Raw genomic sequence first — 24,984 nt, 5'->3', positions numbered from 1 at the left:
TGAGCTAACCAATACTAATTGCCCGTGAGGCTTGACCATATAACACCCAAGCAATTTGAATACTCGAAAGAGCATCAGATTGCGGTGTGTGAAGACGCAATGAACCGAAAGTTCGATGCTCACAAGACACCGACAGCTGTCACATACCCAATTTGCTGAAGCGAGGCCATCCGGTCGCGAGTCAGTACCCGAATTTCTTGACGACCATAGAGCGTTGGAACCACCTGATCCCATCCCGAACTCAGAAGTGAAACGATGCATCGCCGATGGTAGTGTGGGGTTTCCCCATGTGAGAGTAGGTCATCGTCAAGATTAAATTCCGAAACCCCAATTGCGAAAGCAGTTGGGGTTTTGTTTTGCCCGCAGGAAAGTTCTTACAGCATTCTCAGCCGCCTTGCGGCTGTCCTCGCCGGCCGACAATGCTAAGGTTCAGCCCTAGCTTTTGTACTTTTCCAAGGAAGCCTTCATGCCGGACACCCAGTCCCTCAACGCTGCATTCATGGTCGTTCAGAGCAACAGCCTGGATGAACTGCGCAGCCTTGTGATCAGCATCATGCGGCGCTATCCGCTGGCACCCTTGGAGAATGAAATTGCGCTCGTGCAGAGTAACGGTATCGCTCAATGGCTCAAGCTGGCCCTGGCTGAAGATCCTCAAGCAGACGATTTAGGCGGTTGTGGCATCGCCGCTGCTATTGATGTGCAACTGCCGGGCAGTTTCATGTGGCAGCTTTACCGGATGGTGCTGGGTCGAGAGGAAATTCCGGCAAAGTCGTTGCTCGACAAGGCACCGTTGACATGGCGCCTGATGCGCCTGTTGCCACAGGTAATCAACCGTCCGCATTTCGAACCGCTACAACGCTTCCTCACCCATGACACCGATCTACGCAAACGCTACCAGTTATCCGAGCGTCTGGCAGACCTCTTCGACCAATACCAGGTTTACCGCGCTGATTGGCTTGAGGACTGGGCAGAGGGACATCATCAACTCCGCAATGTAAGAGGTGAAGCGAAGCCGCTCTCACCGACCAGTTGCTGGCAGGCAGAATTGTGGCGCGCTCTGCTGGACGATGTGGGCGAGCAAGGCATGGCCCAAAGCCGGGCAGGCGTGCACCAGCGATTCATGGAACGCATCAACAGTCTTGAAAGCGCACCGAACGGACTTCCCCAGCGAGTAATCGTTTTTGGAATTTCCTCGTTGCCCGCACAAGTACTTGAAGCGTTGGCCGGGCTTTCCCGTTTCAGCCAGGTTCTGCTGTGCGTCCATAACCCCTGTCGTTATCACTGGGCCGATATCGTTGCCGACAAGGATCTCTTGCGTCACCAGTACAAGCGGCAGTCCCGAAAAAGCGGCATGCCCGTGGTGCTGGATTCAGAATCGCTCCACCAACATGCTCACCCCCTTCTCGCTGCGTGGGGCAAGCAAGGTCGCGACTACATCAACCTTCTCGACAGCTATGACGAGCCCGATAGCTATCGCGCAGCATTTCGCAATGGACGTATCGATCTGTTCAGCGAAAACCAGCCGAAGAACATGCTCAATCAGTTACAGGACGACATTCTGGAACTGCGGCCGCTCAGCGAGACTCGAGCGCTCTGGCCGGCAGTCGATCTGACTCAAGACGATTCGATCCGCTTTCACATTGCCCATAGCGCCCAGCGCGAAGTGGAGATTCTCCACGACCAGCTCCTGGCCCGTTTCAGTGCCAACCCTCAATTACGTCCTCGCGATGTGATCGTGATGGTGCCTGACATCGATAGTTATGCGCCGCATATCCGCGCCGTATTTGGGCAACTGGATCGTCAGGACCCACGCTTCATTCCTTTCACCATGGCCGATCAGGGGCAGCGCGGACGGGATCCATTACTGATCGCTGTCGAGCATCTGCTCAAGCTGCCGGATAGTCGTTTCCCCGTCAGTGAAATCCTCGACTTGCTCGATGTTCCGGCGTTACGCGCCAGATTTGGTGTGCAGGAACGAGACTTGCCGACCCTGCATCGCTGGATTGAAGGTGCTGGCGTGCGTTGGGGAATCGATGCCGGGCAACGGGCCGAGCTGGGATTGCCCGACGAACTGGAGCAAAACAGTTGGCGCTTTGGCTTGCGCCGGATGCTGCTCGGTTATGCCGTCGGCAGTTCCGGGGCCTGTGGGGATATCGAGCCGTACGACGAAATCGGTGGTCTCGATGCCGCGCTGATCGGCCCGTTGGTAGCGTTGCTGGATGCACTGGAACTTTCGCATCAGCAACTGATGAAGCCCGCGCAACCATGGGAGTGGGGGGATCGGCTTCAGGCCCTGATGCTGCTGTTTTTCAAACCCGAAAATGAGCATGACGACTACTTGCTCGCTCAACTCGAAGAGCTACGGGAAACCTGGCTGGAAACCTGCGAAGCCGTCGGTCTGTTGGACGAGTTGCCACTGACCGTAGTCCGTGAGGCCTGGTTGGCGGGACTGGATCAGGGGCGCCTGTCGCAGCGTTTCCTGGCGGGAGCCGTGAACTTTTGCACGCTGATGCCGATGCGCGCGATCCCGTTCAGGCTGGTTTGCCTGCTGGGCATGAACGATGGCGATTATCCACGTGCTCAACCGCCACTGGACTTCGACCTCATGGGCAGCGACTACCGGCCGGGAGATCGCTCCCGTCGGGAGGATGATCGCTATCTTCTGCTTGAAGCGCTTTTGTCCGCCCGTCATCAGCTCTACATCAGCTGGGTCGGCCGCAGCATTCGCGACAACAGTGAGCGGCCCGCCTCTGTGTTGATCGGCCAGTTGCGCGATCATCTCGCCAATGGATGGCGATCGGTCGACGACAACGAAGATCTCCTGATTGCGATGACTCAGGAGCATCCGTTGCAGCCATTCAGTTCGCGCTACTTCCATGAGGAAGACAAGCTGTTCAGCTACGCCAGCGAATGGCAGGTGCTGCATCAACATCACGAACAGAACGACGCCGCAACAATGCTTGCCCCTCATGTCCAGGAGGAACCGTTGAGTCTGGAGCTGCTGCAAGACTTCCTGCGCAATCCGGTCCGACACTTTTTCACTCAGCGACTCAAGGTTTACTTCGAAGCGGCGCAGGTACCTCAGGCTGACGAGGAACCCTTTGTACTGGATGCGTTGCAGCGATACGTGCTCAGCGACAGCTTGCTCGGAGCAGCCTTGAGACACCCGGATAATGTTGATCAGGCACTCGAGTCTCAAGCCCGACGCCTGCAGAACAGCGGACTTTTGCCCATGGCCGGGTTCGGTGAATGCCTTCAACGAGAGCTGATCGAGCCTTTGCCAGACTTGTTGCAGCGATATCAACAGCTGCTGGCATTATGGCCGACACCCTTGACCAATGCCCTACCGATCAATTTCGAATGGCAGGAACTGCGCCTTGAAGGATGGTTGGGAGGTTTGCACCGGCGCGCCGATGGCGGCGTACTGTCGGTCACAACAATCCCCAACAGCATAGGCTCGATCAAGAGCCGCAAATGGCATCGCCTGACCAAGCCCTGGGTCAGCCATCTTGTCGCGTGCGCCAGTGGTCTTTCCCTGACGACAGCACTGGTGGCCAGTGATGACACGCTCCTGCTTGAACCTCTGGAACAGGCCCGGGCGGGCGGAATTCTCGAGGATCTGCTGATCGCCTGGCAGACGGGTATGCGCCAGCCACTTCCGGTCGCGGTAAAAACGGCTTTTGCATGGCTGGCTCAGACCGAACCGGTCAAGGCTGAAGCGGCCGCCCGCAAAGCCTATGAAGGCGATGGTCAGACCAGCGAAGGCGAGCGGCGCGAAAGCCCGGCTCTGTCCCGACAATTCGCCGACTTCGATGCACTGCAGGCGGATGAAACCTTCTCCGGTTGGTGTGATGCACTGTATCGCCCTTTGCTTGAAGCACCGTGGCGCTCATGGACCCACGAGGAGGCAGGCGCATGAGTAACCAGCCGCCACTCGCCCTGGCATTCCCGTTAAAGGGCAGCCAACTGATTGAAGCCAGTGCAGGCACTGGCAAGACGTTTACCATTTCGGCGTTGTATTTGCGGTTGATCCTTGGCCACGGAGGCGAGGCGAGTGGTTTCGGTCGTGAGCTGTTGCCCCCGCAAATTCTCGTGGTGACCTTCACCGACGCGGCCACCAAAGAGCTGCGCGAACGCATCCGTACGCGTTTGGCCGAAGCCGCCCGTTTCTTCCGCGACGAGACGCCTCCCCCTGATGCGTTGATCAATGAACTGCGTGCACAGTTCGATCCGCAACAATGGCCCGGTTGTGCCAACCGCCTGGACATCGCCGCGCAATGGATGGATGAAGCTGCGGTCTCGACGATCCACAGTTGGTGTCAGCGAATGCTGCGCGAGCATGCGTTCGACAGCGGCAGTCTGTTTACCCAGACCCTTGAAACCGATCACAGCGACTTGCTCGGCGAAGTGCTGCGCGATTATTGGCGGCTGTTCTGCTATCCGATGCAGGGCGATGCATTGAGCTGGGTTCGCAGTCACTGGGGAGGTCCGGCGGCTTTGTTGCCGCGTGTGCGTGGGCTGTTTGGCACCGAGCGCGAAGGGGACTCTGACAAGACCCCGTCTGAGCTGATCGAAGAGTGTCTGCAGGAGCGCCGTGCAGCGTTGATGGAGTTGAAGGAACCATGGCGGCAGTGGGCCGATGAGTTGCTCGCCATCTGCCATCAGGGCGTCGCCAACAAAACGGTGGACGGGCGCAAGATGCAGGCCCGCTATTTCGAACCCTGGTTCGAAAAGCTCAAGGCCTGGGCCGAGGACGAGACGCTCGAACATTTGGATATCGGCACCGGGTTCGCCCGGCTCACACCGGACGGCATGGCTGAAACCTGGAAAGGTGAGCCGCCGAGTCACCCGGGCCTGGATGCCATGCCTGTGCTCAAGTCGAGCCTCGACAATTTGCCGACGCCCGATGCGGCCGTGCTGCAGCATGCTGCTCAATGGGTCGGTGCCCGCTTTGAAGACGAGAAGCGCCGTCGAGCCGAAATGGGTTTCGACGACATGCTGTTGCGTCTTGATGCGGCCCTGCAATCCGACGGTGGGGAACGTCTCGCCACGCTCATCCGCGAGCAATTCCCGGTCGCCCTGATTGATGAGTTCCAGGACACGGATCCGGTGCAGTACCGGATCTTCGAAAGCATCTATCGCATTGAAGAGAATAACCCCGAGACCGGGTTGTTTCTGATCGGGGATCCAAAGCAGGCGATCTATGCCTTCCGTGGCGCGGACATCTACACCTATCTGCGAGCCCGGCAGGCCACAACCGGGCGCCTGCATACCCTTGGCACCAACTTCCGTTCCAGTCACGGGATGGTCTGTGCGGTCAACCATGTGTTCGAGCGTGCAGAGTCCCGTGAGCAAGGACGCGGAGCGTTTCTGTTCCGAGAGAAAAACGGCGATAACCCGGTGCCGTTCCAGCCAGTGGACGCTCAGGGGCGCAAAGAACATTTGCAGGTCTCCGGGCTGGATGTGCCGGCGCTGAACATCTGGCATTTATCCACCGACAATCCACTGTCCGGGGCGGTTTACCGCCAGCAGTTGGCGGCGGCCTGTGCCAGTCAGATCACCTCCCTGCTCAATGGCGGACAGACCGGTCGCGCCGGGTTTGCGCAGGAGGGCAAGGATTGGCGTGGGCTGCGGCCAGCGGACATTGCGATCCTGGTGCGCGATGGTAAAGAGGCGCAGGCGGTACGCGGTGAGCTCGCAGTGCGCGGAGTCCGCAGCGTTTATCTGTCGGACAAGGACTCGGTCTTTGCCGCTCAGGAAGCCCAGGATCTGCTGTCGTGGCTCAAGGCGTGCGCCGAGCCGGATGTCGAACGCTCCCTGAAAGCGGCGCTGGCGTGCATCACACTGAATCTGCCACTGGCTGAGCTGGAGCGTCTGAATCAGGACGAACTGGTCTGGGAAACCCGGGTCATGCAGTTCCGCGGTTATCGTGAGCTCTGGCGCAAGCAAGGGGTGCTGCCGATGTTGCGGCGCCTGCTGCACGACTTTCAACTGCCGCAGATGCTCATTGCCCGCAGCGATGGCGAGCGGGTGCTGACCAACCTGTTGCACCTGTCGGAGTTGTTGCAGCAGGCCGCGTCGGAGCTCGACGGCGAGCAGGCGCTGATCCGTCATCTGGCCGAGCATCTGGCGCTGTCCGGGCAGGCAGGCGAAGAGCAAATCCTGCGTCTTGAAAGCGACGAACAACTGGTCAAGGTCGTGACCATTCACAAGTCCAAGGGACTTGAATACCCGTTGGTGTTCCTGCCTTTCATCTGCTCGGCCAAACCCGTGGATGGCAGTCGATTGCCGCTGCATTACCACGATGAGTCCGGCAAGGCCCGCATCAGTCTGAAACCCGACGCCGAATTGATCGCCCTGGCGGACAACGAGCGCCTGGCGGAGGATCTGCGTTTGCTCTACGTCGCGCTGACCCGCGCACAACACGCGTGCTGGCTCGGAGTCACGGACCTCAAGCGCGGCAACCACAGCAGGTCGGTGCTGCATCTTTCTGCGCTGGGCTATCTGTTGGGCGGCGGCGCAACGTTGAATGAATCCAGCGGATTGGCTCGCTGGCTGGACGATCTGCAACAGGATTGCTCGGCGCTGAGCGTTGTTGAAATGCCGGAGGCTACCAGCGAGGTGTACCAGCCTCCGCGTAACGAGGCCAAGCTACGCGCCACACTATTGCCGAGCCGCAGGGCCAGCGAGAACTGGTGGATCGCTTCGTACAGTGCCTTGCGCATCAGTGACGTGCTGAGCGTCGGCAATGACGAAGCTCCCGATAGTCCGCAAGCGCAAAAACTGTTCGATGACGAACGCCTCGATCCCGAGGCTCAGCGCGAGATCATCACTGGCGGGGCAGACATTCACCGCTTTCCTCGCGGACCAAACCCTGGAACGTTTCTTCACGGTTTGCTGGAGTGGGCAGGTGAGGAGGGTTTCGCGGTCACCCGCGCTTCGTTGAATGATGCGATTGCCCGACGCTGCAACCGTCGGGGCTGGGAAGGCTGGATCACCACCCTCGGCGACTGGTTGCAACACTTGCTCAAACTGCCGCTGCCTGCAGGGCATGATCAACCGCCGGTCGTTCTCGAGCAATTGAAGCAGTATCGGGTCGAGATGGAGTTCTGGTTCGCAAGCCACAAAGTCGACGTCCTCAAGCTTGACGAACAGGTGCGTCAGTTCACCCACAACGGCGTTGCTCGGGTTGGCGCAGAAGCGGTGCAACTCAACGGCATGTTCAAAGGCTTTATCGACCTGACGTTCGAACACGAGGGTCGTTATTACGTGGCCGATTACAAATCCAACTGGCTGGGTGTCGATGACGCGGCGTACACCGAACGGGCCATGGAGCAATCGATCCTTGAGAACCGTTACGACCTGCAATACGTGCTGTACCTGTTGGCACTGCATCGTCAGCTCAAGGCGCGGCTCGCCGATTACGACTACGACCGGCATATCGGTGGCGCGTTGTATCTGTTCCTGCGCGGGACACGGTCCCCTGGAGGCGGCGTTTACTTCGCGAGGCCACCAAGGGAGCTGATCGAACGTCTGGATCTCATGTTCCAGGGCAAACCGCAACCCAAGGCCGAGCCCGCGTGGGAACAGGGAGAACTGCTATGAACCGGACATTCGCCGACCTGCTGCCAACGCCGCTGACCGCCGACAGCCTTGCTCAGCTGATACCTCTGACCCGTGCCGATGATCTGTTGCTGTTGCTGACCCAATGGGTCGAGCGTGGCTGGTTGCGGGCACTGGACAAGGCATTCGTGGCCTTTCTTCATGAGTTGGCACCCGATGTCGATCCGCTGGTGTTGCTAGCCGCCGCATTGACCAGTCACCAGCTTGGCCATGGTCATGTGTGCCTGGATCTGTTCGAAACCCTCAAGGCGCCGGATTTCGCTTTGTCCCTGCCGCCGGAGGGGGATGCACAACCCGGCGTGTTGCTGCTGCCATCGCAACTGCTTGAAACCCTCGACGGAGCACATTGGTGCAAGGTGCTGGCCGGCAGTTCGCTGGTGGCACTGGCCGCCGACGAAGGTGCGTCGGCTCGGGAGCGTCCGCTGGTGTTATCCGGTAAACGCTTGTACTTGCGGCGCTATTGGGCCTACGAGCGGCGTATCGACAGCGCATTGCATCAGCGACTCGCAGAGCAGGAAGCAACACCGTCCGATCTTGCTCGGCGGCTGGACGAGCTGTTCGATCCGGCGATGCGTGCGGATGTCATCGACTGGCAGAAACTGGCCTGCGCCCTGGCCACCCGAAGTGCCTTCAGCATCATCACGGGCGGCCCGGGCACTGGCAAAACGACAACGGTGGTTCGTTTGCTGGCATTGCTTCAGGCACCTGCGGTCGAGGCGCATCAGCCATTGCGCATTCGGCTCGCGGCGCCTACCGGTAAAGCGGCGGCGCGGCTGACCGAGTCCATCAGTCAGCAGGTGCAATCGCTGAGGGTCGCTGACAGCGTCCGGGAAAAAATCCCGACCGAGGTGACCACGGTGCATCGCCTGCTCGGCAGCCGTCCCGGTACCCGACACTTTCGCCACCATGCCGGTAACCGCTTGCGATTGGATGTATTGGTGGTCGATGAAGCCTCCATGATCGACCTGGAAATGATGGCCAATCTGCTCGATGCGTTGCCGCCTCATGCTCGACTGGTGTTGCTGGGCGACAAGGATCAACTGGCCTCCGTGGAGGCGGGCGCGGTGCTGGGGGATTTGTGCCGTGATGCCGAGGAGGGTTGGTACAGCCCGCAGACTCGCCAGTGGCTGGAAGCGGTGAGCGGCGAATCCCTGCGGGATAGTGGCTTGCGCGAAGGCACTGATGGGTCGCACCCGCTGGCCCAGCAGGTGGTGATGTTGCGTCACTCGCGGCGTTTCGGCGAGGGCAGCGGCATCGGTCAACTGGCGCGACGAGTGAATCGGCAGCTCCCTGATGAAGCTCGCCAGTTGCTGGACGGCAACACTCATGGCGATGTGTTTTCGTTGCCGCTTCAGAACGAGCACGACCGGAAACTTGAGCACCTGGTGCTGGATGGACACGGCGAAGGCCCACACGGTTATCGACATTATCTGACTGTCTTGCGCGATCGACGTCCGGCGAGCGGAACGCCGCTTGAGAACCCGGGTTGGGTCGATTGGGCGCGTGACGTCCTGCGGGCCTTCGATACCTTCCAGTTGTTGTGCGCAGTACGCAAAGGGCCGTGGGGTGTTGAGGGACTTAATCAACGCATCACCGATGCATTGCTCAAGGCGCGGCTGATCGAGAGCGACCAGCAGTGGTACGAAGGTCGGCCGGTGCTGATGACCCGAAACGACTATGGCCTCGGGCTGATGAACGGTGACATCGGTATCGCCCTGAGATTGCCCGAGCGCGATGGCCCGGATGCCGACAGGTCGGTGTTGCGGGTGGCGTTCCCACGTAACGACGGCCGCGGCGGGGTGCGCTTCGTGCTGCCGAGTCGACTCAACGATGTCGAAACCGTGTACGCGATGACTGTGCACAAGTCGCAGGGCTCGGAGTTTGCCCATACCGCGTTGATCCTGCCGGACGCCCTGAATCCCGTGTTGACCAAGGAGCTGATCTACACAGGAATTACTCGGGCCAAAGACTGGTTCACCTTGATCGAGCCTCGGGGGGGCGTGTTTGAGGAGGCGGTGCAGCGCAAGGTCAAGCGCTTGAGCGGACTGATGCTGGAGCTGGAGGAGGGGGCGCTGCCTCGAGGATGAAGGCGTGTTCGATTGACACCGTTAACTGACCAACCGGTCAGAGGTCGCTGTATCGCTGGCTTTCCAACGCTGTGCTATCGTTGCGGCATCATTTCGTAACGATCCAAGAGAATCCCTGCATGAAGGTGGCTGTCTGGGCGATAGAGCGCGTAGCTGGCTGCAAGCAGGCATTGCTTGCCGTTGTACTCTGTTTGCTCACGGGTGTGGCCGCTGCCCAGACTCCAGCCCCTGCGGGGATGGCCGAACAGCGGGCCAAATCCGTCACCCAGGTTGTTCTCGGTATCCTCAGTTACGCGCGCTGGCCGGTAGAGCCGGCGCAGTTACGCTTGTGCATCGTCGGCCCGACCGAATACACCGATGACCTGGTCAAGGGCACGACGCAGGCCACGGGCCGTCCGGTCATCGTGCGCCGACTGTTGGCCGACAATCCAGCCATCGTCAGCGAGTGCGACGCGGTCTATATCGGCAAACTCACCACAGACGAACGCAGCCGGCTGTTCGCGTCCCTGATCGGCCATCCGGTGCTGAGCATCAGCGAAGGCGGTGATCAATGCACGGTGGGCAGTCTGTTCTGCCTGCGGGTCGGCGATGAACAAGTGTCGTTCGAGGTCAATCTGGACTCCGTCGCCCGCAGCGGTGTGCGCATTCACCCCAGCGTGCTGCAGTTGTCGCGGCGCAAGCCGGCGGTGCCATGAGACGCGACAAATCCACAGGGCGCCCGACCCTGGGCTCGGTCATCGGCCGTGGCAACCTGATTGTGGCGCTGGTCGCCGTGGCAATGGCCAGTGTGTCGCTGACGCTGCTCGGGGTGCTGGCGCTGCGGGTCTATGCCGATCACAACCTGCACTTGATTGCCCGCTCGATCAGTTACACCGTGGAAGCCGCCGTGGTGTTCAATGACAAGGCTGCCGCGACCGAATCGCTGGCGTTGATCGCCTCAACCGAAGAAGTGGCCGATGCCCAGGTGTTGAACGCTCAGGGCCAGTTGCTCGCGCGCTGGCAGCGTCCGGAGAACGGCCTGTTTTCCGAACTGGAGATGCAGGTCGCGCGGGTCATTCTGGAAAAACCCATCAATCTGCCGATCCAGCATCAGGATCGCGAGATCGGGCGCATCTTGCTGATCGGCCACGGTGGCAGCCTGATGCGCTTTCTGTTGAGCGGTCTGGCGGGGATCATTCTCTGCACGGCGATCAGTGCCTGGGTCGCGCTGTACCTGGCGCAGCGTCAGTTGCGCAGGATCATAGGTCCGTTGCACAGCCTGGCGGCGGTGGCGCATGCGGCACGCAGCGAGCGGGCACTGGATCGACGGGTACCACGGGCGAAAATTGCCGAGCTGGACAACCTCGGCACCGACTTCAATGCCCTGCTCGATGAACTCGAATCCTGGCAAACCCATTTGCAAAGCGAGAACGAAACCCTCGCTCATCAGGCCAGCCATGACAGTCTCACCGGACTGCCGAACCGGGCCTTTTTCGAAGGCCGTCTGATTCGTGCTCTGCGCAATGCCCACAAGTTGAATGAGCAAGTGGCGGTGCTGTTTCTCGACAGCGACCGATTCAAGGACATCAACGACAGCTTCGGCCATGCCGCTGGCGATGCCGTGCTGGTAGCGGTGGCGAATCGGGTGCGGGCGCAGTTGCGTGAAGAAGATCTGGTGGCGCGTCTGGGCGGTGATGAGTTTGCCGTTCTGCTCACACCCTTGCACAAGACTGAAGACGCCGAGCGGATTGCCGAGAAGATCCTCGCCAGCATGGACACCCCGATTGCGCTGCCGGGCGACAGCAGTGTCGTGACGTCGCTCAGTATCGGCATCGCGGTTTACCCCGATCATGGCGTCACGCCCGGCACCTTGCTCGATGCGGCCGATGCCGCTATGTATCAAGCCAAGCGTTTGTCGCGCGGCGCCCAATTCACGGCCGGGACGGAGTACCCGGTCGATTCCGTTCAAACCAGGAGCTGATGCCCGTGTTCTCACTTTCCTTTCGACTGTTTTCCACCCTGTTGCTGACGGCCATGCTGGCCCTGACCGGTTGCCAGACCGCCCCGCAAAAAGGCCTGACGCCGGCCCAGGTCGCGGTCCTCAAGCAGCAAGGCTTCGAGCTCACCGATGACGGCTGGGAGTTCGGCCTGTCGGGCAAGGTATTGTTTGGCAGCGATGTCGAAAGCCTGAACCAGCAAAGTACCGAAATCGTCGAGCGTATCGGCAAGGCGTTGTTGGGTGTCGGCATCGAGCGCGTGCGCGTCGATGGCCACACCGACGCTTCGGGCAAGGAGGCCTACAACGAGCAGCTGTCACTGCGCCGCGCGAAAAGCGTCGGCAACGTGCTGACCTCGGTCGGCATGAAACAAGAGAACATTCAGCTGCAGGGCCTCGGCAGCCGCGAACCGGTCGCCTCCAACGACACCGCCGCCGGCCGTACCGAAAACCGCCGGGTGTCGATTGTGGTCAGCGCCGATTAATCGGCGAACTGCATGTCGCGGGTCTCGCCCATCAACAGACCCTGATTGCGCTCGGTCACTTCACGGATGTAATCCCACAACAGGGTGATCCGCTTGAGCTTGCGCAGGTCTTCGCGGCAGTACATCCAGAACTGCCGGGTGATATCGATTTCCTCCGGCAACACCGGCAACAGGCGCGGATCCTGGGCCGCGAGGAAGCACGGCAGAATTGCCAGCGAGCGTCCCTGCTGCGCCGCGACGAATTGCGCGATCACGCTGGTGCTGCGCAAATTGGCGCTGGCGCCGGGCAACACGTTCGCCAGATACAGCAACTCCGAGCTGAACGCCAAGTCATCCACGTAACTGATGAATTGATGCTTGCCCAGGTCGGCGGGGCGGCGGATCGGCGGGTGCTTGTCCAGGTATTCCTGGGTCGCGTAGAGCTGCAAGCGGTAGTCGCAGAGTTTGCAGCACACGTACGGGCCGTGTTCCGGGCGTTCGAGGGCGATGACGATGTCGGCCTCGCGTTTGGACAGGCTGATGAAGTGCGGCAGCGGCAGGATATCTACCGAAATCGCCGGGTAGGCGTCGACAAAGTGGCTCAGTTGCGGGGTGATGAAGAAGCTGCCGAAACCTTCGGTGCAGCCCATCCGGACATGCCCGGACAGCGCGACGCCGGAACCCGATACCTGCTCGCAAGCCATGTGCAGCGTGCTTTCGATCGACTCGGCATAACTCAGCAGGCGCTGGCCTTCGGCAGTCAGCACGAAACCGCTGGTGCGCGACTTTTCGAACAGCAAGGTGCCGAGCGCCGATTCCAGCGAACTGATCCGCCGCGACACGGTGGTGTAATCCACCGCCAGGCGTTTGGCCGCGGTGCTGGCCTTGCGGGTACGAGCGACTTCGAGGAAAAACTTGAGGTCGTCCCAGTTCAACGAGCCTAGAGAGGTGATGTTTTTTTGCATGATGGACGGGCTTATATGTGCGTTCTTATTAGAAGTTTGCACATCTATACTCCAAAAACAGTCCGACAACCAATTCGTGACACACGCCTCATCTCAAGGCGAACCTTTCGCCTTGGCTCCTACGATAAAAACAAGTTCTGGAGACCAGCATGAACGCATCGCTTACGCCCAACGAAACCACGATCCAGAAGGTCAAGCTGCTGATCGACGGCGAGTGGGTCGAGTCGCAGACCACCGAGTGGCACGACATCGTCAACCCGGCGACCCAGCAGGTTCTGGCCAAGGTTCCGTTCGCCACCGCCGCTGAAGTCGACGCCGCCGTCAGTGCCGCCCAGCGCGCCTTCCAGACCTGGAAGCTGACCCCGATCGGCGCGCGCATGCGCATCATGCTCAAGCTGCAGGCGTTGATCCGCGAACATTCCAAACGCATCGCCGTGGTACTGAGCGCCGAGCAGGGCAAGACCATTGCCGATGCCGAGGGCGATATTTTCCGGGGCCTGGAAGTGGTCGAGCACGCCTGCTCCATCGGCAGCCTGCAGATGGGCGAGTTCGCCGAAAACGTGGCCGGCGGCGTCGACACTTACACCCTGCGCCAGCCGATCGGCGTCTGCGCCGGCATCACCCCGTTCAACTTCCCGGCAATGATTCCGCTGTGGATGTTCCCGATGGCCATTGCCTGCGGCAATACCTTTGTACTCAAGCCGTCCGAACAGGATCCGCTGTCGACCATGCTGCTGGTGGAACTGGCCATCGAGGCCGGCATTCCGGCTGGCGTGCTCAACGTCGTCCATGGTGGCAAGGATGTGGTGGACGGCTTGTGCACCCACAAGGACATCAAGGCCGTTTCGTTCGTCGGTTCGACCGCCGTCGGCACCCACGTGTATGACCTGGCCGGTAAGCACGGCAAGCGCGTGCAATCGATGATGGGCGCGAAGAACCACGCGGTGGTGCTGCCGGATGCCAATCGTGAACAAGCGCTCAATGCGCTGGTCGGCGCCGGTTTCGGTGCGGCCGGTCAGCGTTGCATGGCCACCTCGGTGGTGGTGCTGGTGGGGGCGGCCAAACAGTGGCTGCCGGATCTGAAAGCGCTGGCGCAGAAACTCAAGGTCAACGCCGGCAACGAGCCGGGCACCGATGTCGGCCCGGTCATTTCGAAAAAGGCCAAGGCGCGGATTCTCGATCTGATCGAAAGCGGCATCAAGGAAGGCGCGAAACTCGAGCTGGACGGTCGCGACATCAGCGTGCCGGGCTACGAGAACGGCAACTTCGTCGGCCCGACGCTGTTCTCCGGGGTGACCACCGACATGCAGATCTACACCCAGGAAATCTTCGGCCCGGTGCTGGTGGTGCTGGAGGTCGACACCCTCGATCAGGCCATCGCGCTGGTCAACGCCAACCCGTTCGGCAACGGCACGGGCCTGTTCACCCAGAGCGGTGCGGCGGCGCGTAAGTTCCAGACTGAAATCGACGTCGGCCAGGTCGGCATCAACATTCCGATTCCGGTGCCGGTGCCGTTCTTCAGCTTCACCGGTTCGCGTGGTTCGAAACTCGGCGACCTCGGCCCGTACGGCAAGCAAGTGGTGCAGTTCTACACCCAGACCAAAACGGTCACGGCGCGCTGGTTCGATGACGACAGCGTCAACGACGGCGTGAATACCACCATCAACCTGCGCTGAGGAATGGCCATGAAAATCGCATTTATCGGTCTGGGCAACATGGGCGCGCCAATGGCGCGCAACCTGATCAAGGCCGGGCATTCGCTGAATCTGGTGGACCTGAACAAGACCGTGCTGGCGGAACTTGAGCAACTGGGCGGCACCATCCGCGCCTCGGCTCGCGAAGCCGCCGAAGATGCTGAACTGGTGATCACCATGCTGCCGGCGGCGGTGCATGTGCGCAGCGTCTGGCTCGGTAAAGACGGCGTACTGGCGGGGATCGGCAAAGGCGTGCCGGCGGTGGATTGCAGCACCATCGATCCGCAGACGGCGCGCGATGTGGCGGCGGCGGCCGCCAAGCAAGGCGTGGCCATGGCCGACGCACCGGTGTCCGGTGGTACCGGTGGTGCCACGGCCGGGACGCTGACCTTCATGGTCGGCGCCACTCCGGAACTGTTCGCCACCCTGCAACCGGTGCTGGCACAAATGGGCCGCAACATCGTGCATTGCGGTGAGGTCGGCACCGGGCAGATCGCCAAGATCTGCAACAACCTGTTGCTCGCCATTTCGATGGTCGGCGTCAGCGAGGCGATGGCGCTGGGCGATGCGCTGGGCATCGACACATCGGTGCTCGCCGGGATCATCAACAGCTCGACCGGGCGTTGCTGGAGTTCGGAAATGTACAACCCGTGGCCGGGCATCGTCGAAACGGCACCGGCCTCGCGCGGTTACACCGGTGGCTTCGGCGCGGAGCTGATGCTCAAGGATCTGGGGCTGGCCACCGAAGCAGCGCGTCAGGCCCATCAGCCCGTGGTGCTGGGCGCGGTGGCGCAGCAGTTGTATCAGGCGATGAGTCAGCGCGGGGAAGGGGGCAAGGACTTCTCGGCGATCATCAACAGCTATCGCAAGCCGCAGTAATCGTCGTCAGGCCTGTGCTCGTCACAGGTCTGCAATTCAGATGCAGTAGGTGTTGCCGGGAAATCACGTCGGGTGGTTTCCCGGCTTTTTTGTATCAGGCGAACACGAAATATTTGCGCACGGTCTCGACCACTTCCCAGGTGCCTTTCATGCCTGGCTCGACCACGAAGATGTCGCCGGCGCGCAGGTGGATCGGCTCCATGCCGTCCGGGGTAATCACGCAGTAGCCTTCCTGGAAATGGCAGTACTCCCACTTCACGTAGTCCACCCGCCACTTGCCCGGGGTGCAGATCCACGTGCCCATGATCTTGCTGCCGTCTTCGCTGGTGTAGGCGTTGAGATTGACGGTGTGCGGGTCGCCCTCGAGCTTTTCCCATTTGCAGGCGTCGAGTACGGGCAGGGGATGGGTGTCGCGCAAAACGGTGATAGGTGCGGTCATTGATGAGTTCCAGAATGGCTTCAAGCGGAAGCTGCACCCTATAGCGCCGGGTACTTTGCCAATTGTCTGGGCTCGACATTCAGTTGCTCATAAACGCAGCAGCCAATTGCACTGAACGGTTAGTCAATAACCCAGAAACTTTACTTGAAGGGATGTACTGATCTGGAACAAAGGTTATGAACTTATAACAAAATTACTTGATTTAATTTGTCAGGTGATACGTCGCGGTGTCATCGCTAAGTTGCTTTCAATACTTGACCCTGAGAGCGTCCGGCGCGCTCCAGCCTACGCAGACTTTGTTAAGTAAATATGTCGCTCCGACCAATCACTCGCACTAATCGAGTGCAGCATTTACGGGGCTTGTGCACGTCCGTCTCAGATCAATAAAAAACTTTGAATAGTTCGTTGACTCTCCCCTTAAGGGCAGAGTTTAGATTTCCGCCGCGTGAGAAGTTGCTGTAGGAAAAGTTACTTCTCGTATGCGGAAAATATGAGTCAGCCACGACATATAGGGAGATAGAAATGAACAATCCATTGGACTTGGAACAGGTCATAGGCAGCACCCGCGCCATTCTCGCGCAGTTATTGGTAATGAGCGCTGATGAAATCGATGAGCACAGCAGCATCGTCGAAGACCTGGGGGCGGATTCGCTGGACATCGTCGACCTCAGCTTCCAGCTGGGCCGTCAGTATGGCTGCACCTTGCCCAAGACCAGCGTGCTGGATCACGCGGTGGCTGTCTGCGGGGATGCCAGCGAGTTTCTGGCCAATGGCCGGATCACCGAAAACGGCAAGGCCCTGCTGGAGCAAAGCCTGAGCGCTTACGCACCGGACCAGCTCAAGGCCGGCATGCAGCCGGCGCAGGTGTTCGCGGCCACCACGGTTCTCAACTGGGCGCAGCAGTGCCGCAATCTGTTCAATTACCTGCCGTCGAGTTGCCCTGACTGCAACGCCCATCAAGCCGTGCTCAACGAACGTCAGCAAGTGGTCTGCGGTGCATGCAGCGCACGACTGGTGCCGGCCGATGGCGACGAAGTCTCCCGTCAACTGGTCGAGCAGTTTGTGGCCACTCACGTCAAAGAGACGGTGTAGGAGCTCACATGCGGGCACGAGAAGTCTATGTGAGCGGGTTCGGCCTGGTGGCGCCCATGGCGCTTGACGCTGCCACGTTGTTCGAGCGCATCTGCCGGAAACAATCCTGTGTCCGCGAACATCCCCGGTTCCAGGCACTGGGGTTTCGCAACAGTGCGGCCGGGTTTATCGATGACGCGCAGTGGCAGCGGATTGCCGCCGGATTCGGTGGTAATGCAGCGCTGCATCCGCGCCAGAGCGTGCTGGCGGAGTACGTCGCGCGTCAGGCATTGCAGCACGCCGGTCTGACACCGGCCGACTTTGCCCACAGCCGCAGCGGCCTGTTCCTGGGGGCCAATAAATACTGTGCCGACAGTCACGATTTGCAGCGGGTCAGTCGTTGCATGGATGACACGGGGCGAGTCGATCTGGATCGCCTGCTGGATCATCCGGCACCGTCGAGCGCTTCTTTCGCGCGTCGGGTCGATCAACAGACCCAACACCTGGCGGACTGGCTCGGTATACGCGACTGCATCTCGACCCACTCCGACGCCTGTGCCGCCGGCACCATGGCCATCGGCAGCGCTTACCGGGCGATCGAGCGCGGTGAAGTGGACCTGGCAATTTGCGGTGCCGTGGAACTGATGGCCAATGAGCTGCCGTATTACATGTTCAACAGCCTTGGCGCGCTATGCCAGGCCGACCTGCCGGCAGGCGAGCAGAGCCGCCCGTTCATGCCGGATCGCAGTGGTTTTGTGCTCAGCGAAGGCGCGGCGCTGGTGATTCTCGAATCCGCCGAGCATGCCCGGCGGCGCAAGGCCAGGCCACTGGGACGAGTGTTGGGCTACGCCAATGTCTGCGAAGCCCAGAAGATGACCTCCAGCAGCCGGGATGGCAGCAAGTACGAGGAATGCATGGACGCTGCAATCGAAGATGCCGGGCTGCTGCGCAGTGCCGTGCAACACGTCAATACCCACGGGACTTCCACCCAGGCCAACGACAGTTGCGAGGCCCTGGCCCTGCAACGGCTGTTTGGCGAATGCCAGGACTTCATGACCTTCACCGCCAACAAGTCGGCCATTGGGCACTCCCTGGCAGGCAGCGGCGCGATTGAAGCCGTGTTGTCGCTGATGACGTTGCGCGACGGTGTGCTGTTGCCGACCTTGAACTATGAGCCTGAGCGCGCCGAATACCCTTCATTGAAGTTCCTCAGCGAGCCTGTGCGCCAGCCGATCAGCGTGGTGATGTCCAACTCCTTCGGGTTCGGCGGCGTCAACAGCTCGCTGGTTCTGGGGAGGGCATGACATGAACAGAGCCCTCTACATCAATGCGGCTGCCGTGCTCAATGCGGCCGGCAGCGAATGCGCCGACCTGCTCGGCACACCGCCGGTGCCACAACCGCTGGCCTTCGACCCGCAACGCAAGGCCCTGGCTTTGCCCGCGCCGCGCCTGGCCAGCGATCTGTTTGATCGCAAGATCCAGCGCAGCGTCGAGCCCCAGGGGTTGCGTCTGCTGCATTGCGCCGCACGTCTGGCGCCCGCGCTCGCAGCGCTGCAACTGCCTGCTGCGCGCATTGCTCTGACCGCCGCCATTCCGGAGGTGGACGCGCCAAGCCCTTGCTGGGATGCAGTGCAAGCGATCCTCGAACAGCCGCAAAAACAATTGTCGCAACTGTTGGCCAACACCCCGCCATTGCATGCGTTGACGCTGCTCAACAGCAGTGTGATGGCTTACGTGGCCGAGGCGCTGAATTGCCATGGCCCGATGGGCGGCTTCTGCTCCCAGGACAATGCCGGGCTCGATGCGTTGATCGAGGCCTGTCAGCAAATTGCCGAACAACACGCCGATGCGGCGCTGGTGGTCAGCAGCAGTCCGAACCTGACACCGGCCCTGTACCTGCGCGAGCCTGCTCTGGCGGACGAGCCGGTTTACGGTGAAGGCGCCGCGGCGCTGTTGCTCAGTTCGACACCGCTGCAGGACGCCACGCAGATCTTGCGTGTGGCCGGGTTTGCCCGAGGCTACAGCGCCGATCCGCAGCGTACGCTGGTCGTCGGCAAACACGTGATCGAACGCGCCCTGAGCGAGGAAAAACTGTGTATGGGTGACGTTGCCAATGTGGTGGCCAATCCCGCCGACCGGCAACTGATGAGTCTGTTTGAATCGACGCCACAACACCTGCGCAATGCCAGTGCAATGACCGGCGAACTGGGCGCCAGCGGATTGCTGACCGAGGTCGCCATGGCTTTGCACCACAGCCGCGACGCAGGCGCCGTGCCCGGCTACACCTTGCTCGTCAGTCATGGTCGCGCCGGTCACTGGGGCGCATTGCTGTTGGCCAGTGAAACCCTGGAGAAGTACGCATGAGTGCGACACGGATTGTGATCACCGGAATGGGCGCGGTAACCGGATTCGGTTTCGAATGGCAGACCCTCTGGGAAAAAATGCTCGGCGCCGAACACTGCGTGCGCCCGTGGCAGCCGCAAGACCTGCAGGAAAATGAATTTCCGGTTCGCTACGCGGCGCCCGTGGACATGACGTTGTTACCCGGGCATTTGCAGAACCACCCGGCCTGGACGCGGCCCCTGGAAAAACGCAGTCGCTTTGGCTGGGTGGCTGTCACCCAGGCCGTCGCCGACAGCGGGTTGAACCCCGAGCAGTTGCGCGAGGCTGCCGTGCTGTGTGCCTCCGGGGCACCGCAACACATGCTCGCCGACATGCTCCTGACCCAGGCGCCGGACGGCAATGCACCGGATTGGCAACACCTGATGGCGCGGGCAACAGAAGTCAGCGCCGAGGGTTCCTTGCGTCAGGCCAACGACCGGCTGGCGCGAGTGATTGCCGACGACCTCGGTTGTGAGGGCCCGGTGATCAATATCAGCAGTGCCTGTGCCGGCGCATCCCAGGCGATCGGCAATGCGTTCCAGATGATTCGTCGCGGCGAAGTGAATGTTGCCGTGGCCGGTGGCGCCGACTCGGTGCTCAACCTCGACACCATGGCCGCTTTGTACCTGCTGGGCGCAGCCTCGGGCGAGCAGCGCTGGGGCGCCGATCTGTGCCGGCCGTTCGATCGTGACCGCAGCGGACTGATCGCCGGCGAGGGCGGCGGGTTTGTTGTATTGGAAAGTCTTGAGCATGCCCTGGCGCGGGGGGCGACCCCGTATGCCGAAGTGCTCGGTTACGGCAGCAGCCTGGATGCCTACAAGGTCACCGCACCGCAGCCAGAGGGCCGGGGCGCCGCGCTGGCAATGCAAGCGGCGCTGGACGATGCCGGGTTGCAGCCGCAGCAGATTGACCTGATCAATGCCCACGGCACCTCGACGCCCCTCAATGATGTTGCCGAGACCCTGGCCATCAAGCAGGTGTTCGCTCAGCACAAGCATTATCAGGCGCTGGCCGTCAGTGCCAACAAATCGCAATTCGGCCACCTGATCGCGGCGGCCGGGGCGCCGGAGTGCATTGTCACTGCGCTGGCCTGTCTGAACGATCTGGTCACACCCACCGTGAACCTGCACGAGGCCGATGAACGCTGCGATCTGGATTATTGCGCCGGTCAGGCCGTCAGCCGTCGTGTGGATTACGCCCTCAGCAACTCCTTTGGCTTCGGCGGCCTGAACACCTCGCTGGCCCTTGGCAAATATCGGGAGCACGGACAATGACTAGCGCCACTGCACGCATTGCCATCGCTGGCAGCGGTTGTGTGTTGCCCACGGGTTGGGGCGTCGAGGGTTTCTGGGCGGCGGCCCGGGAAGGTCGCAGTGCGATCGGACCGCTGCAAACGCCGCTGTTTCACAGTGAACGCATCGCCGCATTCGGACAGATCGATGACGCCACGCACCAGCGCAGTCGCCAGGACGTTGCGCAAAACCTGCAGCGTTACTGCCCGCCGGCGGTGATCTGGGGCGTCAGCGCGGTGCGTCAGGCGCTGGCCGAGGCCGGCGTCGAACCCGGTCAGGACGGTTTGCGTTATGGCCTCTATTGCTGTCAGGGCGGGTATACCCATCCGTCAGTGGCTTCCTATGGGGAACTGCTTCAGGAGTCCCGGACCGACGGCATAGCCGATATGAACCGCCTCGCCCGGCAAGTGTTGCAGGAGCGTGCGCTCGATCCGTTTCTGGTGCTCAAGAGTCTGAGCAACGGCTTGCTCGGTGTGGTGAGTCTGGCCTTGAAGCTGGAGTGCGAGTGCAACGCTTACATGCAGGGCGTGGCCGGCAATCTGGCGGCATTGCGTCAGGCGCACAGTGCCTTGCAGAGTGGACGCATCGACGTGGCCATCGTGGTCGGGGCCGGCAGTGAGCTCGACCCGCTGGCGCTGGCCGCGCTCGCCGAGGCAGGTGTGATCGGTACCGACGGTTCCCGGCAGATGCTCGCCTTTGACCGAAAGGGTTCGGGCGGCATTGCCGGCGAAGGCGCCGCTGCCCTGGTGCTGCGGCGGGCCGCGGATCTGCCGCCGGAACCGCAGACCTGCCTGACGGCGCTGTTCGCGCACCCGCATCTGGACGCTCTGAGCCTGCCGGACAAACAGGTCGATTTGCTGATCAGCAGTGCCACCGGCACTGCGCACAAGGACGCCGATCTGGCCCGCACGCTGGCCCGAACCGGCGCCGCACACATCACCAGCAGCACGGCGTTGACCGGCATCCTCAGCGGTGCGCCGAGTCTGGTCGACCTGGTCCTCGCCCGCCAGATGCTGCAGGCCCAAAGCATTGCGCCGATTGCCGGGCTGACGCAGCCGGTGGATACGCATCTGCCGTTTGTATCGGGCGAACCACGGGATGCCGTTCTGCACGATTGCCTGGTGATCAACCGCGACGACAACGGTTTCAGCGCCTGCTACCAACTCGACTTGCAGGCGGACGACTGACCGCTTCAAGGCAATACATCGCTTCTGAATTTTTACTCAAGGGATATGACTGTCATGGATTACCGCGATTACGTTCGACCAAAATTCGTTGAATTGATGCAGGCCCTGGGCCTGGAGTGCCAGTTCCATCGGGCGCAGGGCAGCAAACTGTTTTACCGCGACAAGCAGGGTGACGAAGTGACCGTCACTGATTTTCTCGGTGGCTACGGTGCCGCGCTGTACGGTCACAACGATCCGCAATTCGTCGATCAGCTGTGCGGCCTGCTGCGCGCCGATGTGCCGTTCAACGCGCAAATGTCGGTGCGTGGCGCGGCGGGGCAGTTGGGGCGCGAACTCAGCGAAGCGTTCAACCGTGAGCTGAACAACACCGAGCGCTACATTTCCACGTTCTCCAACAGTGGCGCCGAGTCGGTGGAAATCGCCGTCAAGCATGCCGAGTACCGTCGTCAGAAAAACCTGCAGAAGCAGTTCGACGAGCGTGATTTCGAACTGGCGAATCTGGTGGCCAGTGACAAGGCCTATGTCGAGCTGGAGATCGACGATCTCGACCTGCCTGCCGGCCTGTTGCCGCCGCACCTGACCTGCGTGACCGTGCGTCAGGTGGCCGAGGCGGTGCGTCAGCACAACCTTGCGCAACTGCATGTCGAGCCGGTCTTCCTCGCGGTGCGAGGCAGCTTCCATGGCAAACTGGTGAACACCGTTCAACTGACTTACGGCAAGCAATACCGCAAGCCATTTGCCCGTTTCGGGCTCAACGTCGAATTCATCGATCCGCATCAACCGCAGCAGTTGCAAGAGCTGCCGGCCCGCCACCAGCATCACTGGCTGAGCCTGGAGTGGAGCGGCGAAACCCTGCACGTGCGCCGTCAAGCGTTCAGCGCAATCACGGCCGTGCTGCTGGAGCCGATCCAGGGCGAGGGCGGGATCAACGAGTTTGCCAAAGAGTTCTATCTGGGCTTGCGTCGCCTGTGCAACGAGCAGCAATGCCCACTGGTCATCGACGAAGTGCAGTCGGGTTTCGGCCGCACCGGCACCTTGCTCGGCGCCACCCATTTCAACCTGCAGGGCGACTACTACTGCCTGTCCAAGGCGCTGGGCGGCGGCTTGATGAAAATCGCCGCTACCGTCATTCGCGCCAGTCATTACGAAAATGATTTCAGCTACATCCACAGCTCGACCTTCGCTGAAGACGATGCGTCGTGCCACATCGCGCTGTCGGCCCTGCGCCGGTTGTTCGAAAACGACAGCGCCATGCTCAAGGATGTGAACAAGAAGGGCGAGTACCTCAAGACTTCGCTGCTGGAACTCAAGGCGGCTTATCCGGACGTGATCGCCGATGTGCGCGGACGCGGCCTGCTGCTGGGGTTCGAACTGCATGACCTGACCGGCGCCAGTTCGCTGGTCCAGGCGTCGGCGCAGTACAACGATGCGCTGGGCTATATCATTGCCGGCTACCTGTTGCAGTTCGAGTCGTTGCGTGTGGCGCCGTCGGGCAGCAACGCCAATGTGATTCGCCTGGAACCACCGGTGTGCATCACTTTCCAGGAAATCGATGGCCTGATCGCTTCGCTGCAAAAAGTCTGCGACATGCTGCGTCGTCGCGACGCGTTCCCGCTGGCTGCCGGTGTGTGTGCCGACAGCATCCCCCAGGTGCCGGCACGCGATGTCAGCTTCACGGAGACCGAAAGCCTCCCAAAGCCTGACGAGAACGTGCGCGTGGTCGCACGCGTGGCGTTCATCAACCACCTGATCGATGCGGACATGCTCAGTGATGTCGACCCATCGCTGTCGACCCTGAGCCCGGAGCAGAAGCGCGAGTTCATCAAACGCATGGCCCCCGAGCGCCGCGCGGCGCCCATCGGGCCGGTGCAGATCCGCTCGAAACTCGGCACTGCGGTGGAGTTCACCCTCTATCCGCTATGCATGGATTCCGATGCGATGGCGGCTTACATCGCCAGCGGCGATCTGGAAACCATCCGCGAGGAAGTCGGCAATCGCATCAAGGATGCCCGCGCCGACGGCTATAGCGTGGCCGGCCTGGGCATGTACACCTCGATCGTCACCAACAACTGTCAGGCGCTGAAAATCCCTGATATGGCGCTGACCTCGGGCAACGCGCTGACCATCGGCATGGGGCTGGAAGCGATCGAGCAGGGCTGCAAACAGCAAGGTCTGGAACTGAGCCGGCAGACCGCTGCGGTGGTCGGTGCTGCCGGCAACATTGCTTCGACCTACGCTTCGCTGTTGTCGACCCGTGTCGAGCACCTGATCCTGATCGGCAGTGGTCGCGACGGCTCGCTGCGCCGCCTGGAGAAAACCGCTCACCAGATTTACGCCGAAGCCGCCCGGGCGATTCTCAAGGGTGTTGCCGAGCACGATCGTCTCGCCAGTCGCCTGCAGCAACTGCGGGGTATCGACGCCCTGCTGCAAGCCCATGGCAACAGTACCGATCTCGGGCTGCGAGTGGCGCAAATGGTCGACGAGCAACTGGGAAGCAACGCGTTCATCACCGTCAGCAACGACCTGGATGCCTTGAAGCAAGCGCGCATCGTGCTTTGTGCGGCGAATGCACCGCAGGCGTTTCTCGGTGCCGAACACTTTGCCGAGAACAGCGTGATCTGCGACATCGCCGTTCCGCTGAACGTGGACCAGAACCTCGCCGGTCAGCGCTCCGACGTGCTGTACATGCACGGCGGGATTGTCCAGACGCCGCTGGGCGATGGCCTGGCCCCCAACGTTCGCGCCTACCTCAAGCAAGGTCAGTTGTATGCCTGCATGGCGGAGTCGGTACTGATGGGGCTGTCGGGCATGAAACAGCACTACTCCTACGGCGACATCAGCCGTGAGCAAGTGCAGCAGATCCGCGCACTGGCGGCGACCCACGGGTTCAGCCTCGCGCAGTTCAAAACCGATAACTCGCTGTAAG

At 61.1% G+C, this 24,984-nt stretch carries 16 protein-coding genes and 1 rRNA gene; 15 read left to right on the top strand and 2 right to left on the bottom strand.

Translation table 11 applies throughout. From position 1 onward, the window contains the following. Positions 1-196: 196 nt before the first annotated feature. The 7 genes from rrf to QLG12_RS21140 all read left to right on the top strand — a co-directional run bounded on the left by rrf (position 197) and on the right by QLG12_RS21140 (position 12,170). Positions 197-312: ribosomal RNA gene (gene rrf / locus QLG12_RS21170) — 5S ribosomal RNA — on the top strand. Between the two features lie 154 nt (positions 313-466). Next, a complete protein-coding gene (recC, locus tag QLG12_RS21165; protein WP_282475180.1) occupies positions 467-3,919 on the top strand; it encodes an exodeoxyribonuclease V subunit gamma in 3,453 nt (1,150 codons plus the stop codon). Beyond that, positions 3,916-7,605 (top strand): exodeoxyribonuclease V subunit beta, encoded by a 3,690-nt coding sequence (gene recB, locus QLG12_RS21160; protein ID WP_282475179.1) that lies wholly within the window; start codon positions 3,916-3,918, stop codon positions 7,603-7,605. The genes recC and recB overlap by 4 nt, the downstream gene beginning before the upstream one ends. Next, positions 7,602-9,710, top strand: a complete 2,109-nt coding sequence (gene recD / locus QLG12_RS21155) for an exodeoxyribonuclease V subunit alpha (protein ID WP_282475178.1) — start codon at positions 7,602-7,604, stop codon at positions 9,708-9,710. The genes recB and recD overlap by 4 nt, the downstream gene beginning before the upstream one ends. A 119-nt stretch (positions 9,711-9,829) precedes the next feature. Continuing rightward, entirely contained in the window at positions 9,830-10,405 is a 576-nt protein-coding gene (locus QLG12_RS21150; protein WP_197871463.1) for a YfiR family protein, read from the top strand. After that, positions 10,402-11,670 carry a diguanylate cyclase gene (locus QLG12_RS21145; protein WP_108559474.1) on the top strand — a complete coding sequence of 423 codons (1,269 nt, stop codon included), beginning with the start codon at positions 10,402-10,404 and terminating at the stop codon, positions 11,668-11,670. The genes QLG12_RS21150 and QLG12_RS21145 overlap by 4 nt, the downstream gene beginning before the upstream one ends. Then, a complete protein-coding gene (locus QLG12_RS21140; RefSeq protein WP_197871461.1) occupies positions 11,670-12,170 on the top strand; it encodes an OmpA family protein in 501 nt (166 codons plus the stop codon). Before QLG12_RS21145 ends, QLG12_RS21140 begins: the two co-directional genes overlap by 1 nt. Here QLG12_RS21140 and QLG12_RS21135 read toward each other — a convergent pair. Beyond that, entirely contained in the window at positions 12,167-13,114 is a 948-nt protein-coding gene (locus QLG12_RS21135; protein WP_197871459.1) for a LysR family transcriptional regulator, read from the bottom strand. The two genes, QLG12_RS21140 and QLG12_RS21135, sit on opposite strands and share 4 nt — an antisense overlap. Positions 13,115-13,263: 149 nt before the next feature. Here QLG12_RS21135 and QLG12_RS21130 point away from each other — a divergent pair, with 149 nt between their 5' ends. Continuing rightward, on the top strand, positions 13,264-14,790 hold the full coding sequence (locus QLG12_RS21130; RefSeq protein WP_230735262.1) for a CoA-acylating methylmalonate-semialdehyde dehydrogenase: 1,527 nt from the start codon (positions 13,264-13,266) through the stop codon (positions 14,788-14,790). A gap of 9 nt (positions 14,791-14,799) precedes the next feature. Beyond that, positions 14,800-15,687, top strand: coding sequence for a 3-hydroxyisobutyrate dehydrogenase (mmsB, locus tag QLG12_RS21125; protein WP_236193365.1), 888 nt, complete (start codon positions 14,800-14,802; stop codon positions 15,685-15,687). Between the two features lie 94 nt (positions 15,688-15,781). Here the strand turns inward: mmsB and QLG12_RS21120 are convergent, their stop codons facing one another. Continuing rightward, positions 15,782-16,126, bottom strand: coding sequence for a cupin domain-containing protein (locus tag QLG12_RS21120; RefSeq protein WP_039592382.1), 345 nt, complete (start codon positions 16,124-16,126; stop codon positions 15,782-15,784). A 522-nt stretch (positions 16,127-16,648) separates the two neighbouring features. Here QLG12_RS21120 and QLG12_RS21115 point away from each other — a divergent pair. The 6 genes from QLG12_RS21115 to QLG12_RS21090 are packed head-to-tail and all read left to right on the top strand — an operon-like array spanning position 16,649 to position 24,983. Continuing rightward, the gene (locus QLG12_RS21115; protein ID WP_064382630.1) at positions 16,649-17,218 is read left to right on the top strand and encodes an acyl carrier protein; all 570 of its coding nucleotides are present in this window, start codon (positions 16,649-16,651) and stop codon (positions 17,216-17,218) included. An 8-nt stretch (positions 17,219-17,226) separates the two neighbouring features. Then, entirely contained in the window at positions 17,227-18,501 is a 1,275-nt protein-coding gene (locus tag QLG12_RS21110) for a beta-ketoacyl-[acyl-carrier-protein] synthase family protein (protein ID WP_197871455.1), read from the top strand. A 1-nt stretch (position 18,502) separates the two neighbouring features. Beyond that, positions 18,503-19,561, top strand: a complete 1,059-nt coding sequence (locus QLG12_RS21105) for a beta-ketoacyl synthase (protein WP_282475177.1) — start codon at positions 18,503-18,505, stop codon at positions 19,559-19,561. Next, positions 19,558-20,853: a beta-ketoacyl-[acyl-carrier-protein] synthase family protein gene (locus QLG12_RS21100; RefSeq protein WP_282475176.1), complete on the top strand. Its 1,296-nt coding sequence runs from the start codon at positions 19,558-19,560 to the stop codon at positions 20,851-20,853. Before QLG12_RS21105 ends, QLG12_RS21100 begins: the two co-directional genes overlap by 4 nt. Then, positions 20,850-22,058, top strand: coding sequence for a beta-ketoacyl synthase N-terminal-like domain-containing protein (locus QLG12_RS21095; RefSeq protein WP_282475175.1), 1,209 nt, complete (start codon positions 20,850-20,852; stop codon positions 22,056-22,058). The genes QLG12_RS21100 and QLG12_RS21095 overlap by 4 nt, the downstream gene beginning before the upstream one ends. Positions 22,059-22,112: 54 nt before the next feature. Then, on the top strand, positions 22,113-24,983 hold the full coding sequence (locus QLG12_RS21090; protein ID WP_236193355.1) for an aminotransferase class III-fold pyridoxal phosphate-dependent enzyme: 2,871 nt from the start codon (positions 22,113-22,115) through the stop codon (positions 24,981-24,983). Position 24,984: the final 1 nt, after the last annotated feature.

It is taken from the genome of Pseudomonas sp. V88_4, assembly GCF_029967985.1.
Lineage (GTDB): Bacteria > Pseudomonadota > Gammaproteobacteria > Pseudomonadales > Pseudomonadaceae > Aquipseudomonas > Aquipseudomonas glycinae.
The sequence above is the reverse complement of the archived record's forward strand: the minus strand, read 5'-3'. Positions and strand labels throughout refer to the sequence as shown.